This window comes from Dorea sp. 210702-DFI.3.125, assembly GCF_020560945.1.
GTDB classification, from domain to species: Bacteria; Bacillota; Clostridia; order Lachnospirales; family Lachnospiraceae; genus Dorea; species Dorea formicigenerans.
The window spans coordinates 1-15678 of sequence record NZ_JAJCNF010000032.1 but is presented as its reverse complement, the minus strand read 5'-3'; the positions used below and the strand labels follow the sequence as shown (position 1 = coordinate 15678).

The 15678-nt window shown below is 39.8% G+C and carries 16 protein-coding genes and 1 pseudogene; 10 read left to right on the top strand and 7 right to left on the bottom strand.

The window, feature by feature from the left end:
- Window positions 1–165 precede the first annotated feature (165 nt).
- Window positions 166–1485: a hypothetical protein gene (locus LI164_RS13175; RefSeq protein ID WP_227087259.1), complete on the top strand. Its 1320-nt coding sequence runs from the start codon at window positions 166–168 to the stop codon at window positions 1483–1485.
- Window positions 1486–1495: 10 nt separating this feature from the next.
- Here the strand turns inward: LI164_RS13175 and LI164_RS13170 are convergent, their stop codons facing one another.
- A complete protein-coding gene (locus LI164_RS13170) occupies window positions 1496–2110 on the bottom strand; it encodes a DUF1836 domain-containing protein (RefSeq protein WP_117657811.1) in 615 nt (204 codons plus the stop codon).
- A 241-nt stretch (window positions 2111–2351) separates the two neighbouring features.
- Here LI164_RS13170 and LI164_RS13165 point away from each other — a divergent pair, with 241 nt between their 5' ends.
- From LI164_RS13165 to LI164_RS13125, 9 genes and pseudogenes are all read left to right on the top strand, one after another.
- Window positions 2352–3407 carry a DUF4118 domain-containing protein gene (locus LI164_RS13165; RefSeq protein WP_227087258.1) on the top strand — a complete coding sequence of 352 codons (1056 nt, stop codon included), beginning with the start codon at window positions 2352–2354 and terminating at the stop codon, window positions 3405–3407.
- Window positions 3397–4107 carry a response regulator gene (locus LI164_RS13160; protein WP_005335503.1) on the top strand — a complete coding sequence of 237 codons (711 nt, stop codon included), beginning with the start codon at window positions 3397–3399 and terminating at the stop codon, window positions 4105–4107. The genes LI164_RS13165 and LI164_RS13160 overlap by 11 nt, the downstream gene beginning before the upstream one ends.
- 136 nt (window positions 4108–4243) lie before the next feature.
- Window positions 4244–4639: a DUF3783 domain-containing protein gene (locus LI164_RS13155; protein ID WP_040015654.1), complete on the top strand. Its 396-nt coding sequence runs from the start codon at window positions 4244–4246 to the stop codon at window positions 4637–4639.
- A gap of 22 nt (window positions 4640–4661) precedes the next feature.
- On the top strand, window positions 4662–6920 hold the full coding sequence (gene pcrA / locus LI164_RS13150) for a DNA helicase PcrA (protein WP_117682962.1): 2259 nt from the start codon (window positions 4662–4664) through the stop codon (window positions 6918–6920).
- Between the two features lie 187 nt (window positions 6921–7107).
- Window positions 7108–7350 carry a DUF4366 domain-containing protein gene (locus LI164_RS13145; protein WP_117494600.1) on the top strand — a complete coding sequence of 81 codons (243 nt, stop codon included), beginning with the start codon at window positions 7108–7110 and terminating at the stop codon, window positions 7348–7350.
- A gap of 71 nt (window positions 7351–7421) precedes the next feature.
- A complete protein-coding gene (locus tag LI164_RS13140) occupies window positions 7422–8348 on the top strand; it encodes an NYN domain-containing protein (protein WP_005335512.1) in 927 nt (308 codons plus the stop codon).
- 28 nt (window positions 8349–8376) lie between these two features.
- A complete protein-coding gene (rlmD, locus tag LI164_RS13135; protein WP_117682944.1) occupies window positions 8377–9762 on the top strand; it encodes a 23S rRNA (uracil(1939)-C(5))-methyltransferase RlmD in 1386 nt (461 codons plus the stop codon).
- A 252-nt stretch (window positions 9763–10014) separates the two neighbouring features.
- Window positions 10015–10416 carry a ParB/RepB/Spo0J family partition protein gene (locus tag LI164_RS13130; protein WP_005335514.1) on the top strand — a complete coding sequence of 134 codons (402 nt, stop codon included), beginning with the start codon at window positions 10015–10017 and terminating at the stop codon, window positions 10414–10416.
- A gap of 89 nt (window positions 10417–10505) precedes the next feature.
- Window positions 10506–10664 (top strand): annotated as a pseudogene (locus LI164_RS13125) (helix-turn-helix domain-containing protein); the annotation flags it as partial.
- 234 nt (window positions 10665–10898) lie between these two features.
- Here the strand turns inward: LI164_RS13125 and LI164_RS16050 are convergent.
- From LI164_RS16050 to LI164_RS13090, 6 genes are all read right to left on the bottom strand, one after another.
- A complete protein-coding gene (locus LI164_RS16050) occupies window positions 10899–11498 on the bottom strand; it encodes a response regulator (RefSeq protein ID WP_025580613.1) in 600 nt (199 codons plus the stop codon).
- Entirely contained in the window at window positions 11479–12783 is a 1305-nt protein-coding gene (locus tag LI164_RS13110; RefSeq protein WP_025580612.1) for a hypothetical protein, read from the bottom strand. The genes LI164_RS16050 and LI164_RS13110 overlap by 20 nt, the downstream gene beginning before the upstream one ends.
- Window positions 12784–12816: 33 nt before the next feature.
- Window positions 12817–13464 (bottom strand): hypothetical protein, encoded by a 648-nt coding sequence (locus LI164_RS13105; protein ID WP_021738928.1) that lies wholly within the window; start codon window positions 13462–13464, stop codon window positions 12817–12819.
- Window positions 13455–14159: a hypothetical protein gene (locus LI164_RS13100; RefSeq protein WP_227087256.1), complete on the bottom strand. Its 705-nt coding sequence runs from the start codon at window positions 14157–14159 to the stop codon at window positions 13455–13457. The genes LI164_RS13105 and LI164_RS13100 overlap by 10 nt, the downstream gene beginning before the upstream one ends.
- Window positions 14152–14853, bottom strand: coding sequence for an ABC transporter ATP-binding protein (locus LI164_RS13095; RefSeq protein ID WP_081703311.1), 702 nt, complete (start codon window positions 14851–14853; stop codon window positions 14152–14154). Before LI164_RS13095 ends, LI164_RS13100 begins: the two co-directional genes overlap by 8 nt.
- Window positions 14854–14974: 121 nt before the next feature.
- On the bottom strand, window positions 14975–15678 hold a 704-nt coding region (locus tag LI164_RS13090), incomplete at its 5' end, for a hypothetical protein (RefSeq protein WP_227087255.1).

The following is a 15678-nucleotide window of genomic DNA, read 5'->3' as shown; positions in this document are numbered from 1 at the left end:
TGTATTGTACAAAAAACTATTGCCTATATTGCACAAAAAGCAGTGATTTTAATTAGGAATAATTAATAAGAAATGTACGAATATAAGAAGTGTGAAAAGGGCAGTTAGCCATATCAGAAAAAGTGTGGTATCATATTATGGAACAAAGCAGAAGGAGGTCGGAATGTGGGGAAAAAGATAGCAATTATCGCGACCGATTTTTTGGAACAATTCATAAAGGATATGATTACTGAGTTGGATATGGGGTTTCAGTATCACATCTTTACATATGAAAAATTCGAAGATATTAAGGATATTTATAAAAAAATCGGACCGGAATATGATGGGATTTTAGCAAGCGGAAGTTTTCCGGCACATATGATTCATCTTTACTATCCGGAAGAGAAGCGTCCGATTGGATGTTTTAACACCGATGACACAGCCATGTATCGTCTGCTACTGAAGCTTTTGCAGCAGAATCGAAAGCTTGATTTTAGAAGAGTATATGCAGATATCATGGAATTGTTTGGCGGTAATCTGACGGCATTTGTAGAAGGACGGGAGACAATGCCGGATCTTACCATTCTTTCTAATGAGACATTTACATTGGAAAGGATGCAGAAACTGGAAGAAGAACAGTATGAGAAACATCTGAATCTGTGGAAAGAAGGAAAGACAGATCTTTCAATTACACGTTTTTCAAGCATTGTAAAGAGATTAAAAGAGCAAGGAGTCAATGTATATTTTCCTTATCCGGGACAACGGTATGTACAAAATGTCTGTGAGAGACTGCTCAGTGATATTGAAAAACGGGAACTGGAAGAACGCCAGCCATGTGTCATTGTAGTTCGTCTGTTAGGACAGGAGAATTCAGTTAGTTATTTGCGAGAGCTGGATTCTAATTACATTCGGTTGGAAAGCATGATGATGGAAATGTTTGGAAATGGTATCACAGAATTTTCACTTCACAGATATCATTATGGAATGGAGATTCTTGCAACCAAAAAAGATGTTCTTAAAATAACGGAGGATCTGTCAAGAGATGGATTGTTCGCAGAACTTAAGAAACGAAAGACCGGCTGGAACTTTTGTATTGGCTATGGTTTTGGAGCAGGAATCGCCCAGGCAAGATTGAATGCGTTGAATGCATGCCATGAGGCAGAACTAAAAAAGAATACGAGCTATGTAGTAACAGAAAAGGAAGAACTGATCGGCCCTCTTGGAGTGGAGGCAACTGAGACATTTATGGTTGATAATCAGTCTTACCGGGATATTAAGTCAAAACTATCACCGATCACGGTCAGCAAAGTTATGTCTGCCTTGGAGGCATCTGCAGAAAAAGAGATTACAGCACAGGAACTTGCGTTCAGGTTAGGAGTTACAAAAAGAAGTGCGAACCGTTTTCTGTCAACATTAGAGCGTGAAGAAATATTGAAAGTTGCATACAAAAAGAGAACTACTTCCAGAGGAAGACCGGAGAGTGTATTTGTGCGAAAAGAAAAGTAGCCGATGATGGCTACTTTTTTTTGTGTACTGGTTCTGGTAATTCATCAATAATCCTTTCAATCAGAGCTTTCTTTGCATATACATCAAAGCTAAGAGAAGAAATTAGAGAAAATAACTGCAGATATTCCTGGTCACTGTCAGAGAGACCTTCCATATCTTTGAAAGTATTCTGAGAAGTCTCGTATGCTTCGCGGACTTCATCTTTTAAGTTCTGAATCTGGCTCTTTGCTGTGTCGCAGACTTCTTCGTAGATAGATGCAACATCGACAGCACTGTCTGTATCAAAATACTTTTCCGTAATTGGAGTAAGAATCGTCTCAATATCCTTGATGGACAGGATCGTTTTAAAATAATAGATAAAAATCATGACAACCACATGTTCTTTGGAATACTTCTTCTTAACCGGTGGTGGGAGAAGGTTGTTCTTTGCATAATTATTGATCATTGTTTTTGTCAGAATCTTATCATCATCGTACCGCTTACTGGAGCTTAACTGTTCGTCCATAAAGCTGGTCACCTGATCCATATATAATTCAATATTCGGTATATCCTCAGAGCGTACATAATCCATATTGGAAATACCTTCTAACATGCTGTCCAGTAGTTCATCCATATTAATCTTCATAATTGTCACCTCAATATAGATATTATATAGTAATAAAAACTATATGACAAGCAAAAAATAAAATGTTCACATTCAATTTATATCAGTAAGTGAAGATAGAAGAATCAAAAGGGACAGCATCTGAAAAAGGTGCTGTCCCTTTTGATTTTAGCAAAATCTTAACATATGTATGTGATATAATAGGAGCACCTAAAGAGATGTATTGTGCTATCAATTTGGCGGTGGAATGGAGAACATCTATATGAAAATTTTGAAAAATATAATTATTACGGCTGCAATGTTGGCAGCAGCGACAGCTATATGTTTTATTTTGCGGCCGCTTGTTCCGACAGACACGCATGTGCCGCTTATTTATGTGTTGGCAGTACTTTGTGTATCCAGACTTACAGAAGGATATTTTTATGGAGTGCTGGCATCTATGGTGGCAGTTGTGGGAGTCAATTATATATTTACCTATCCATATTTCCAAGTGGATTTTACTGTGACCGGCTATCCGCTTACATTTATTGTAATGTTGACAGTATCTATTTCAGTAAGTGCATTGATGACTCAGATCAAGATGCAGGAGCATGTGCGGTTAAAGGCAGAAAAAGAGAGGATGAGAGCAAATCTTCTAAGAGCAGTGTCTCACGATATCCGGACGCCTCTTACTTCTATAGAAGGAGCAGCGGCTGGAATTATAGATAATAAAGATGTTTTGACAGAGGAGCAGAAAGAAGAGCTGCTTTTGAACATCAAAGAAGAGGCACAGTGGATGGTACGGATGGTGGAGAACCTGTTATCCATTACCCGGATGAATGATGAAGGAACAAGACTTACGACACACGAAGAACTGGCAGAAGAGATTGTCAGCAGTGCAGTTGTAAAGTTTTCAAAGCGTTTCCCGGACATAAAAGTCGAGGTGGATATTCCAGAAGAAGTTGTTATTGTTCCGATGGATCCAATCCTGATCCGGCAAGTCATTGTGAATATTATGGAAAATGCTGTGATACATGGAGGAACGACGACGCAGGTGAAGGTAACCATATCTGCGAATGAAACAGAAGCTATATTTTCTATTGAAGATAATGGGAAAGGAATTGATGGAAAGATTCTGCCAATGTTATTTACAGGTCAGATCAGCCACCGGGAAGGTGAGACGTACGATAATAAACGGAGTATGGGAATCGGACTTTCGGTATGTAAAAGTATTATAGATGCGCACAGGGGAAAAGTCTGGGCAGAGAATAAGATAGATGGCGGAGCAAAGATTTCATTTACATTACCGCTTGAGGAGGAAGAACAGAATGGAGATTAAAGACCGTGTATTAATAGTAGAAGATGATAAAAATATTCGAAAGTTTATACAGACGATCCTGGAGGCCAATGATTATGATGTGATCGCGACTGAGACAGGAAAGGAAGCATATAGTCTGATCACTTCCAGATGTCCAGATGTGGTGATCTTGGATCTGGGACTTCCAGATATGGACGGAATGAAGATTTTAAAAGAAGTCCGTGCGTGGTCCAATATGCCGATTATTGTAGTTTCTGCCAGAGATCATGAAAAAGATAAGGTAGAAGCGCTCGATATGGGAGCTGATGATTACATAACAAAACCATTTGGAACATCAGAACTTCTTGCAAGGATCCGGGCTGCGATCCGACATTTCCGGGGAACAAGCAAGAATCAGGGAGAGAGGCAGAAAGTCACATTTTTAAATGGAAAATTGGTGATAGATTATGATAAACACCGGGTCTATGTGGAGGAACAAGACGCAGGACTGACCCAGAATGAGTTCCGGTTATTAAGTCTCCTTGGAAAATATGCAGGCAAGGTTCTGACATATGATTACATGATGAAAGAAATCTGGGGACCAAACATGAAGGGGGATAACCGTATCCTGCGTGTGAATATGGCGAATATCCGTAGAAAAATCGAAAAAAATCCCGGTCAGCCACAGTTTATATTTACAGAAGTCGGAGTGGGATACCGTATTATAGAAACAGATTCTTAATCAGCGATAGCGCTTGTTCAACACAGGAACAATAGCTTTTCGTCTTCATAGGTCATTGCGCTTCTTTTTTATCTTTGTTATAATATGAAAATATGCTTTGGAATATTCTTGGTTATTGGAAGACAGGAGGATTAAGGTGCGGGCAACAGTACTTTGTTATAATTTAAAAGGGACGACAAAAGGTCGGAAGATTGGATTGATTTTTGGATTTTTAGGCTACCGAGTCCGTCATGTGGAGGAAGAAGAATACTTGCTTCCGGTTGGTGAAGTTGCAGAAGGCAGAACAACGGAATCAATAAATGAAGAAGCTGGTGTTAAAGCGAAAGAAATAGAAGCTGTATTTCAAGATGAGATGCTCTTAATGTGTCCGGAAAATGAGCGTATGCTGGATCAGGCATTGCAGCGTATGAGAAAAGAAAAAGTTCAGGTTCCGTTAAAAGCCGTTTTGACAGAGATGAATAAGAACTGGACATCGGTGGCACTTCATGATGAGATCATGCGAGAGCATGAGAAGATGACAGGTGGAAAATAATAAGAAAGGAAACGAAAAGAACTTGAATATATATGATACGTTAAATGATAAACAGAAGGAAGCAGTCTTTCACACGGAAGGACCGCTTCTTATTTTAGCAGGAGCGGGATCAGGTAAGACAAGAGTCCTGACCCACAGGATTGCGTACCTGATTGAAGAAAAAGGCGTCAATCCATGGAATATTTTGGCAATTACATTCACGAACAAAGCGGCAGCAGAGATGCGGGAACGTGTGGATAATCTGGTTGGGTTCGGCTCAGAAAGTATTTGGGTGAGTACATTCCATTCTATGTGTGTGCGGATACTAAGACGCCATATTGCATTGCTTGGATATGACACGAATTTTACAATTTATGATACAGATGATCAGAAGACACTGATGAGGGATGTGTGCAAGTTGTTACAGATTGACACAAAAATCTACAAAGAGCGTATGCTGATCGGAACCATTTCTCATGCAAAAAATGAGATGTTGACTCCGGAAGAATTTCGGCTTCAGGCGGGCGGAGATTTTCATCAGAAAAAGATTGCGGATGTGTATGAAGAGTATGAAAAGCAGCTCCGAGCTAACAATGCACTGGATTTTGATGATTTGCTTTTAAAGACAGTTCAGCTATTCCAGACACAGCACGATGTGTTGGAATATTATCAGGAGAGATTCCGCTATATTATGGTAGATGAGTACCAGGATACGAACGGGGTGCAGTTTGAGTTGGTACGTCTGCTTGCTTCCAGGTATCAGAATCTGTGTGTAGTCGGAGATGATGATCAGTCTATTTATAAATTCCGTGGGGCAGATATCCGTAATATTCTGGATTTTGAGAAAGTATTTACAAAGGCAGCAGTCATTAAATTGGAGCAGAATTATCGCTCCACAGCAAATATCCTGAATGCAGCAAATGCTGTGATCAGCCACAATCACGGAAGAAAGGACAAGACGCTGTGGACAGACAATGAAGATGGTGATAAGATTGCATTTCGTCAGTTTGATACTGCATTCGATGAGGCAGAATACATAGTATCCGATATAAAAGAACATGTGGAAAAGGGCGAGTGCGACTATCAGGACAACGCCATTTTATATCGTACGAATGCACAGTCCCGTATGTTCGAGGAAAAATTTGTAACAGCAAATATTCCATATAAGATTATTGGCGGCATTAATTTCTATGCAAGACGGGAAATTAAAGATATTCTTGCATATTTAAAAACCGTAGATAATGGTCAGGATGACCTGGCGGTGCGAAGAATTATCAATGTACCAAAAAGAGGAATCGGTCTTACCAGCATTAATCGTGTGCAGGAGTATGCTGCGATGCATGAAAAAGGAATTTATGAATGTCTTAAGGGAGCTGACCTTATCCCGGATATCGGAAGAGGCGTGTCAAAGCTCGAGTCATTTGTAGCATTGATCGAGCACTTTAAAGTAGATGCAAAGGAATTGACACTTCATGAACTGATGCAGGAAATTATTGACGAAACCGGATATATCGAGAGCATTCAGGCAGAGAGTGAGATAGAGGCTCAGGCGAGAATTGAAAATATCGATGAGCTTTTAAATAAAGTCGTTGCTTATGAAGAAGTATGCGAAGAGCATGATGAACCGGTAACACTGAGTGGATTTCTTGAGGAAGTCGCTCTGGTGGCAGATATTGACAATCTGGATGAGAACAGTGATTATGTGGTGCTCATGACTTTACATAGTGCGAAAGGACTGGAATTTCCACGCGTTTATCTTGCCGGAATGGAAGACGGACTGTTTCCAAGCTATATGACAGTGACGGCCGATGATCCGGACGAACTGGAGGAAGAGCGAAGACTTTGTTATGTAGGTATTACAAGAGCCCAGAGCGAATTGACTATGACTTGTGCAAGAAGACGTATGGTCCGCGGTGAGACGCAGTATAATAAAATGTCACGTTTCTTAAAGGAAGTTCCGCTGGAACTGATATCTACGGGAAATAAACTTTCAGGAAATGGAAAAAGTCTCACAGACCACGCGGATCATGAAGAACCGGAAAGAAAAACGGACTACCAGATGGCGAGACAGGCATTTAAGACGAAAGCATTTGCAGCAGTACAGCAAGGAAAATCCTTTGGAAAGCCTGCAGGGGGAAAGCTGGAGTATGGAGTCGGTGACCGTGTACGCCATATAAAATTCGGTGAAGGTACAGTTTTGTCGATAGTCGAAGGCGGACGTGACTACGAAGTGACGGTAAATTTTGACGGGCCTGGAACGAAGAAGATGTTTGCGGCATTCGCAAAATTACAGAAGATATAAGAAATACGCAGAAGCAGAGAATTTTGTAAAGGTAATTTTATACTGACAAACTTTACAGCTTTCAAATTATACCTTCAAAGTATACTTGTAAATTTTATAAAATAAATGTGTAGTAATATTGTAAGACCAGTGTTATAATAATATACAATAATGAGACTTGCAAAGGGCAAGGGAAAGGACGAGGGATATGAGTAAAATTGATGAGCTTATTGCAACAACAAAGCTGAACGATCTGATTAACAAAAAGGAAGAAGAGAAAGCTTCCAAGACAGTTCTTTGGATACTGGCAGTGATCGGTGCTGTGGCAGCAGTTGCAGCAATCGCATATGCAGTATATTGCTTCTTTACCCCGGATTATCTGGAAGACTTTGAGGATGATTTTGACGATGATTTCGATGATGATTTCTTCAATGACGAGGATCAGGTATAGGTTCAGAACAACAAAACAAGTAAGTAAAAAGCAGGCTGAGATGCCTGCTTTTTTACAGGACGAGGTGGACGATGGATGGACAATGCTTTGCTCTGTTGATTGATGCAGATAATGTATCTGCAAAGTATATAAAGCCGATTTTAACAGAGCTTTCAAAATATGGAAATATTACGTACAAAAGAATTTATGGAGATTGGACGAATACGCAACATTCAAGCTGGAAGGATGAGCTGCTTAAGAACTCGATCACACCGATCCAGCAGTTCTCTTATACGCAGGGAAAGAATTCCACAGATTCTGCGATGATTATAGATGCGATGGATATTCTTTATGCAAAGGATGTGGATGGATTCTGCATTGTATCCAGTGACAGTGATTTCACAAGACTGGTGAGCCGATTAAGAGAGAGCGGTAAGATGGTTATTGGAATGGGCGAAAATAAGACGCCGGAGCCATTTCGAAAAGCATGTGACAAATTCACAATTCTGGAAAATCTTCTGTCAGAGAAAGGCTTGGAAGATGGAGGGGGAGAATCTCATGAAGTGCTGGGGCGTGAGAAGGTTGAAGATGCAGTTATTAAGATGATCATGGAGAATCAGGATAATAATAAACAGACCGGACTTGGCGAAGTAGGAAGCCGACTGGTCAGCCTTTATCCGGATTTTGACGTGCGAAGTTACGGATATAGCAGCCTTTCCAAATTTTTTGAGGAATTTGACAGAATACAACTTGTGAAACATGGTCATGTAGCTTGGGTTACATTAAAAGAGAACCGTGCGAGAAAAGAAGACGTAGACCAGTTTGTACGTAATTTGGTGAAAGGTGCCGGAGAAGCAGGTATGGATCTTGGTGCCATCGGAAATCGTGTGTATGATAAATACAAAGATTTCAAACTAAATGATTATGGATATTCCCAGTTCAAAAAATATGTTAAGAGCATTTCTCATATGAAGCTGGAACAGGATGGTAAACGCTGGAAAGCTCATTATAAAAAATAGATAGTCTGTAAAGGAGGACGAGAACGCTATGAAGAAGGGACAGGTATACGAAGGAGTCATCGAATCCGTAGAGTTCCCGAATAAAGGAATTGTAAATGTATCACAGGAGGACAGACGCGTCATTGTAAAAAATGGTGTGCCTGGTCAGAAGGTACGTTTTTCAGTAAATAAAGTGAAAAAAGGAAAAGCAGAAGGAAGACTTCTGGAGGTAATCGAGAAAGCGCCTCAGGAGATAGAGTCTGCCTGTCCGCATTTCGGACAGTGCGGCGGCTGCACTTATCAGAATCTGCCTTATGAAGAACAGGTAAAATTAAAGGAATCACAGGTCAAGGCAATGATGGATGAGGCAGTTGACGGCGACTATATCTGGGAAGGTGTACTGGAAAGTCCGGTAAGAAGTGAGTACCGTAATAAGATGGAGTTCTCTTTTGGTGACGAATACAAAGACGGACCGCTGGCACTTGGTATGCACAAACGAGGCAGTTTCCACGACATAGTCAATGTATGTGATTGTCAGATTGTAGACGGTGATTACAGAAAGATATTGGCCTGTACACTGGAATGTGCGAGAAAATCAGGCCTGCCATATTATCACCGCATGAGACATGATGGGTATTTCAGACATTTACTCGTGAGAAAAGCAGTGAAGACGGAAGAAATCCTCATTGATATTGTAACAGCATCAGAAGAAGGCTTTGACAGTAAACCAAAGGAATTTCTGGATAAATGGGCAGCAGCACTTCAGGCACTTGAGCTTACCGGAAAGATTGTCGGAATTCTCCATACGAAGAATGACAGTCTCGCAGATATTGTAAAAGACGAAGGAACAGAAGTACTTTTTGGTCAGGATTATTTCTATGAGGAATTACTTGGACTGAAGTTCAAAATCACACCATTTTCTTTCTTCCAGACAAATTCACTTGGAGCAGAAGTGCTTTATGAAAAAGCGAGAGAATATATCGGGGATACGAATGAAAAAGTAGTTTTTGACCTTTACAGTGGAACCGGAACAATTGCACAGATTCTGGCGCCGGTAGCGAAGAAAGTAGTCGGTGTTGAAATTGTTGAAGAAGCAGTTGAGGCAGCTAAGGTCAATGCAAAATTAAATGGACTGGACAACTGTGCTTTCTGGGCAGGAGATGTCTTAAAAGTCATCGATGAACTTGGAGAAGTACCCGATCTTATCATGCTGGATCCGCCGCGTGACGGAGTGAATCCAAAAGCCCTGATGAAGATACTAAATTTCGGGGTCGACAGACTTGTCTATATCGCATGTAAACCGACCAGCCTGGCAAGGGACCTGGAGATGATCCAGGGAAGAGGATATAAGGTAGAGAAGATTGCATGTGTGGATTTATTCCCGAACACGGTGCATGTGGAAGTCGTGTGTTGTTTACATCGGGTGAATTCGTAGAAGTCCTTAATTTCAGGCACTTTGCGAGGCATATGAGTTTCACACCAACAGGCAAACAGGGCAAGAAAAAGCAGATTATGAATGGCATCGAAGTGTCAGTAGTATTGCATCTGGTATGAGGAAATACATTCAGACAGAATTAACATTTTTTATTCAATAGCATAGAGAAAAGCCGAAAGGACGCTTGTTTTCAGAACTTCTGGAAGATGAGTGTCCTTTTCTTTTATTCAAAGGCAAAGGAGAAAATAAAAAATGGCAAAGAAGAAAGAAATGTGTTCATTAGAGAATCACGAGCCGGGTGCAGGTATTGTACTGATGAAATTGGAAGAGCTGCATAGCTTTGAAGGACACCCGTTTAAAGTAGAGAGAAATCAGGAACTGTTTGAACTGCGATGCAGTATTGAGAAGGAAGGCGTATTAGTTCCACTTCTGGTGAGAAAAAATCCACATGGTGATGGATATGAAATTATAGCCGGACACAGACGAAAAGAAGCTGCACTATGGGCAGGACTTACGGAAGTGCCGGTCATTATCCGGGAACTGGATGATGATCAGTCGGTTATAGCGATGGTGGACAGTAACCTCCAAAGAGAGAAGATACTGCCAAGCGAAAAAGCGTTTAAAAAATATCCGAATATAACTTCACAGAAATAATTATAATGGGGAGATTATTTGATATATTTGTGCTAATATTCTGTAATTCTACTGCTAGTCGATTGATTTATGCGTACTCCCATTATAATATGTGTGCAGGAGGTGGATGTATGGATCAAATTAGTAATGAAAAATTCGGTTTATTTGTAACCGAATTAAGAAAGAAAAAGAATTTAACTCAAAAGGATTTGGCTGAAAAATTATATGTATCAGATAAAACGGTCAGCAAATGGGAACGTGGAGTTTCCCATAGTTAAAGATACCACACCCAATATCACAAACTCACGCTTAAACAATATTCCTTAGTCAACCACATACAATAACAAATACAAAAAAGCTGGAAGCAGACTTAATTTTGCTCCCAGCTTTTCTTTATTGTTTTGATGAAGTCGTTCAATGATACTTGTTTTTGCTATCTGCTTACATAATGTGCATACTTGTCACTTGTGTTCTGATATATCTGTCCCTCTTATTGCCTAAACTCATATTAAGGGTGTGATATATCCAAGTGCAATAGCCTTGTTATAGGCTTCGATAGCATTTTTAGCCCCCAGCTTATCATAGATGCTTTGGATATGGTTGTAAAGTGTCCGTTCACTGATATACAGTTCTTGCGCTATTTCATGCTTTGTTTTCCCTGTTCCAATCGCCTTAATAATTTCCGCTTCACGATCTGTCAGGGGATCTAATAAAGGGGGCGTAGTGGATTTGTGACCTTTACTAATAGCTGTAAGTTTTTTTACCAGCTCATCAGCAGAAGCCGACTTGTCAATATAACTTACAGCACCTCTTTTAAGTGCCTCCTGTCTATAAACCGGCATATCATAAGAGGATAGCATAGCCACTTTTGTTTTTGGCTTTTTGTTATATATTTTTTCTATCAGGTCAATGCCAGAATTCTTTGACTGATCTCTTAGGTTAACATCCAATAATACAATGTCCCATTCGTCTACGGAAAGAATATTCCAAAACTCTGTTTCATTACTTACATAGTGACAGATTGAGATTGCGTCCCAATCTTCCAGAAGTTTGCTTAAACTCTCTCCAAATATCCTGTGGTCATCAAATAGTAATATCTTCATTTTTTCTCCCCAAAACTGCCGTTGCAGTTAAAATACCATCTTTTTCTAAATACTGAATGTTACCGCCATTCCCATTTATCAACACCGTTAAGAACAGCATACCACCTTTAGAAGAAAGAATGTTTTCAATGTCATTCGATTTCGCGCCGTCATTTTGACAGGTAATTACGAGTTTACTTTCTTCATTTAACGCGATTTCCAAATGGATAAAAGAAGCGGCAGCGTGTTTATAAACATTGTTGACAAGCTCTTTGATTATCTGCATAGTCTGTTCCAAACTGTTATCTTTTTTCAAAGCAATCCTTGCTTCGCTGTCAATGGTAAAATCTATAAATATATTTTTCTTTGGGTACAGCTTCTTAATGGCGTCAAGCATATATTCAATATGTTCCCATGAAGCATACCCCGAAAAGATATTAGACGAATAGAAATTCATCATATTTCTTATTCGCAGTTCCAAATCAGATAATATCCTTTTTGTTTCATCAATAGCTGGTGAGCGAAGCGACAGAAGATTTTTGGCACCTCCAATATCTTGAAGCACATCGTTGTGAAGTAGCATTGAAAAATCTTCCCTCTCACTTGCAATATAGTTCGTTAATTCATAATACTTTGTCAGCTCGTTGTAACGAGCTTCCATGTCGCCAAGATGAATGACAGCAAAGGCCTCAAATAAAAGCATTATAAGCTGAAAAAACACATTGACTTGCAGGGTGGACAAATCAAAGCAATAAAGTACGATTGTAAGCAAAGGAATCATGAAAACAAGGACATATCTTGCTTTCCTCTGGGCAATCGGAAGAATATTAACCTGTTTCAAATTTATATATTTATAATCAAGGAAAATTCCCACGAACATTCCAATTAACATAGTTATCGCAGGTAGAATTCGGAAATTGAAAAACGACAGTATGATAGACGCAATTCCAAACAGCAAGCGAACCATTTTTCCCCGGCTTGCGTCAGTTCTTACCAGCATTATTCCGATAATCAATGCAAAAACCAGAAATGCACCCGTGTATAAGGTGGAAAATCCATCATACATCAGCGCCGCAATAAAGGAAACAGAAAGCAGGTTCCAGCCACATTCGGATATTGTTGCTTCTCGCCGTGATGTCATTACATGAAGATAGAGCAGATTGAAATAACAAAGCAAGACGGCAATCGACAATAAGTTGATGACTCCATCATTCGCAATCCCTTTATGTATTCTATCCAATATAACCCATAAAGTCACAATACCCGCATGAAGAAACAGATACGGATAGAAGCGTTTATCCTGCATAGACCCCCCTCCTTTCAGCTAAAATTCATTATGTTAGTAATATGATGATACGATCCGTTCTTTAGTCATCAGACATAAACCACACGCAGTCAAAACTATTATACTCACTGGAGAAAATAGTAGCAACACCCACACATTATTCGTTTTCATAAATATCCCACATTTTAAGACAACCAGCAAAATATGAAGCAGTGTTGCAAAGATAGGAATACTCTTAAACCAGTTCATATTTCTAATCCAGAGAATCAAAACATTTATAAATGCCGAATACAATATGCTAAGGATCAGAAAATAGGTGCCTAATAACAAGATAAGGTTTGGCAGGCGAATGGAAATTATCAAAAGTAGAGGAAACAAAAGGATCAGCGTTCCAATCCATAGTGATAGCAGATTCTCCTTAACAATACTTGAGATTTTAATACCATTAGCAAGTTTCCATTCTATTCTCTTTGTGATTTTTTCTTGCTGCAACATATCCTTGCTTATTTCTCCGGCAAAAAAGATAAATAAGCACAGGTATCCATCAAGCATAAAATACTTTATATCAACGCCAAATACAATGTTTTCTGAAATATCCCCAAAGTTCATCAGAGAGATCATGCCGAAGATAGCTGCTACCGCACTCATAAATATAAAATTCCAGTTCAATACCCTTTTAAGGTTTAATGTTATCAAACCCATTCGCCATCCCTCCTGATGACTGTTTCGTTGCTCATGTGCCGAGCCTTAAAGAAACTTAATAGTGCAAACATCATGCAAAGTGCAACATCAACCACAATAATCAAATAGTCAATTCCTATATGATGTTGATTCACAAACTCTGTAATTCGTTCTGCCGACATCGCAATCAAATAAACCAGTGCAAAATTACCAAAGAACAGAACATTTTTGAACAGTTTTACTCGTTTTACATCCAGTACAATGGTATTCAAAGCGACAATCTCACAAAAACTAAGTACAAGAATACTAAGATAAACGCATACGATCCGCCCAAAGCTCATTGTCCAGTCGGTAAAGTAATAGCAACTCATAAAAACAAAGAACGGGATAATACCAGAAAATCGGAAAATCTGTATCGAATACTGTTTTATAATCTCTTTTACTGCAATTCCAGAAGCTGCAAAAAATTCAATTCTCCGGCTTAACTTATCCTTTGCTGTCAAATCTACAATCATAGCACCGGATTGCAGGGAGGTAAGACCAAAAATAACCGCATAGAGCATTAGGACTAAATAATCATCTCCCTTAGACTGCAAGGTGTCCATCTGCATTGCAAAGCTCATAAAAATCGCCAGAATGGCAACAATCGCAGTATCAATTAGGAGGCTTTTACTTCTGGTAAGATAGTAGCCTGCGCCTTTTCCCATGTTACTCATGCCGATTGCCCTCCTTAATAAAGATTTCTTCCAATGATTGTCCTTGCATTTCTTGAATACCCTTATCAAACAGCAATCTGCCATTTTTAATCATAGATACATCATCAGCGCACTTTTCAATCTCGCTAAGGTCATGTGAAGTGATAATAACCGTTTTTCCGTCAGCTTTTAGAGCCTCTATCAAACTACGGATTTCTACTCTGGATATGGGGTCTACACCCGATGTTGGTTCATCCATGAGCAGAATATCCCGTCCCATCATAATCACAATCAAAAGGGACAGTTTTCTTTTCATTCCTTTAGAATAAGTGCTAACACGCTTTCCTAAATGCTCGGTCAATCCTAATTGCGTACAATAGCCGTCTGAACGATCATTTATTTCAAATCCAAAGTATTTCCCAAAAATTCTCAAATTTTCAAGACCAGTCTGTTCTTCATACAGATAGTCATTTTCAAGCTCCATTGCATATTTCCCTGCAATGTTGATTGTCCCTGCATTTGGCTGGTATACCCCTGTAATCAAGCGTAGCAGTGTTGTCTTTCCAGAACCGTTCGGGCCAATAATCGCATGGATTGTATTTGCTTTTACATTCAGGCTAAAATTCTCAAACAAAACTCTGCCACCAAAACCTTTTTTTAAGTTCTTTACTTCAATCGCATTTTGAATCTCAGACATATTTTTTGCTCCTTTCATTTGGTGCTCCACCATATAGGTATAGTGTATAAAACGAAGAAGCATTTTGCATGAGTAATTACTGCAATTTCGATACTGCCATCAGGCAAATGTCACAGAAACCTCACAACGAGAAAAAAATTTAGTATTCTGTCAGTTCCACAATTACATTACTTTGCAGATACAGCCAGTCCGTAAATTCTTTCGGGCTGGCTGTTCCTGTTTTTACAGCCTTTTTTCTCTGTAAGGCTTCTTTCTTAAAGTCGGCAAAGGCAGCCTGTATTTTTTCCAGACGGTCAGCCGGAAAGCCTGCGGTATTTTTTACCCGGTTTATTTTGTTGCGCCAGTTCTGGCATTCATTTTTATAAAGCAGGTCATAGTTGTTTTCTCTTGCCCTCTCGTCAAATTCCCGCTTGTTTTGAAGCGCCTGTACTTTTCGGCACTTGTCGCTGCACAGCTCATACCGCTGGCTCTTTGCCAGAAAATATTTCCCGCAGACCTTGCACTGCCGGAAGCAAAGCCCCCAGTCATTCAGCCTGTTCAGATAATAGGTAATCAAGGGGTAGAGGGACGCATAGGCAGACACACATTCTTCTGTGCGCCGGTTGTCCGGGAACCAGAGGTCAAGCCGGGTATCTTCTGACGGTGCGCCTTTGAAATAAAGGCTGCCAGTTTGAAAATGTTTCGGTTTTCCTGTTTCTCTGTCAAAGATCATGGTTTCGTTATGGAATACCCCGGTCAGGCTGCTCATTTTATCCATGAAGCGGTCACAGGCAGCGTTACGGTCACGAGGTTCTCTGGCAAGCAGATAGCTGTTCCAGATACGGAACGCCACATACATTTTCA

Coding starts and splice junctions, on each gene's coding strand:
- LI164_RS13170 (WP_117657811.1), bottom strand. CDS start 2,110: ATGAAGATTAATATGGATGAACTACTGGACAGCATGTTAGAAGGTATT.
- LI164_RS13165 (WP_227087258.1), top strand. CDS start 2,352: ATGAAAATTTTGAAAAATATAATTATTACGGCTGCAATGTTGGCAGCA.
- LI164_RS13160 (WP_005335503.1), top strand. CDS start 3,397: ATGGAGATTAAAGACCGTGTATTAATAGTAGAAGATGATAAAAATATT.
- LI164_RS13145 (WP_117494600.1), top strand. CDS start 7,108: ATGAGTAAAATTGATGAGCTTATTGCAACAACAAAGCTGAACGATCTG.
- LI164_RS13140 (WP_005335512.1), top strand. CDS start 7,422: ATGGATGGACAATGCTTTGCTCTGTTGATTGATGCAGATAATGTATCT.
- rlmD (WP_117682944.1), top strand. CDS start 8,377: ATGAAGAAGGGACAGGTATACGAAGGAGTCATCGAATCCGTAGAGTTC.
- LI164_RS13130 (WP_005335514.1), top strand. CDS start 10,015: ATGGCAAAGAAGAAAGAAATGTGTTCATTAGAGAATCACGAGCCGGGT.
- LI164_RS16050 (WP_025580613.1), bottom strand. CDS start 11,498: ATGAAGATATTACTATTTGATGACCACAGGATATTTGGAGAGAGTTTA.
- LI164_RS13110 (WP_025580612.1), bottom strand. CDS start 12,783: ATGCAGGATAAACGCTTCTATCCGTATCTGTTTCTTCATGCGGGTATT.
- LI164_RS13105 (WP_021738928.1), bottom strand. CDS start 13,464: ATGGGTTTGATAACATTAAACCTTAAAAGGGTATTGAACTGGAATTTT.
- LI164_RS13100 (WP_227087256.1), bottom strand. CDS start 14,159: ATGAGTAACATGGGAAAAGGCGCAGGCTACTATCTTACCAGAAGTAAA.
- LI164_RS13095 (WP_081703311.1), bottom strand. CDS start 14,853: ATGAAAGGAGCAAAAAATATGTCTGAGATTCAAAATGCGATTGAAGTA.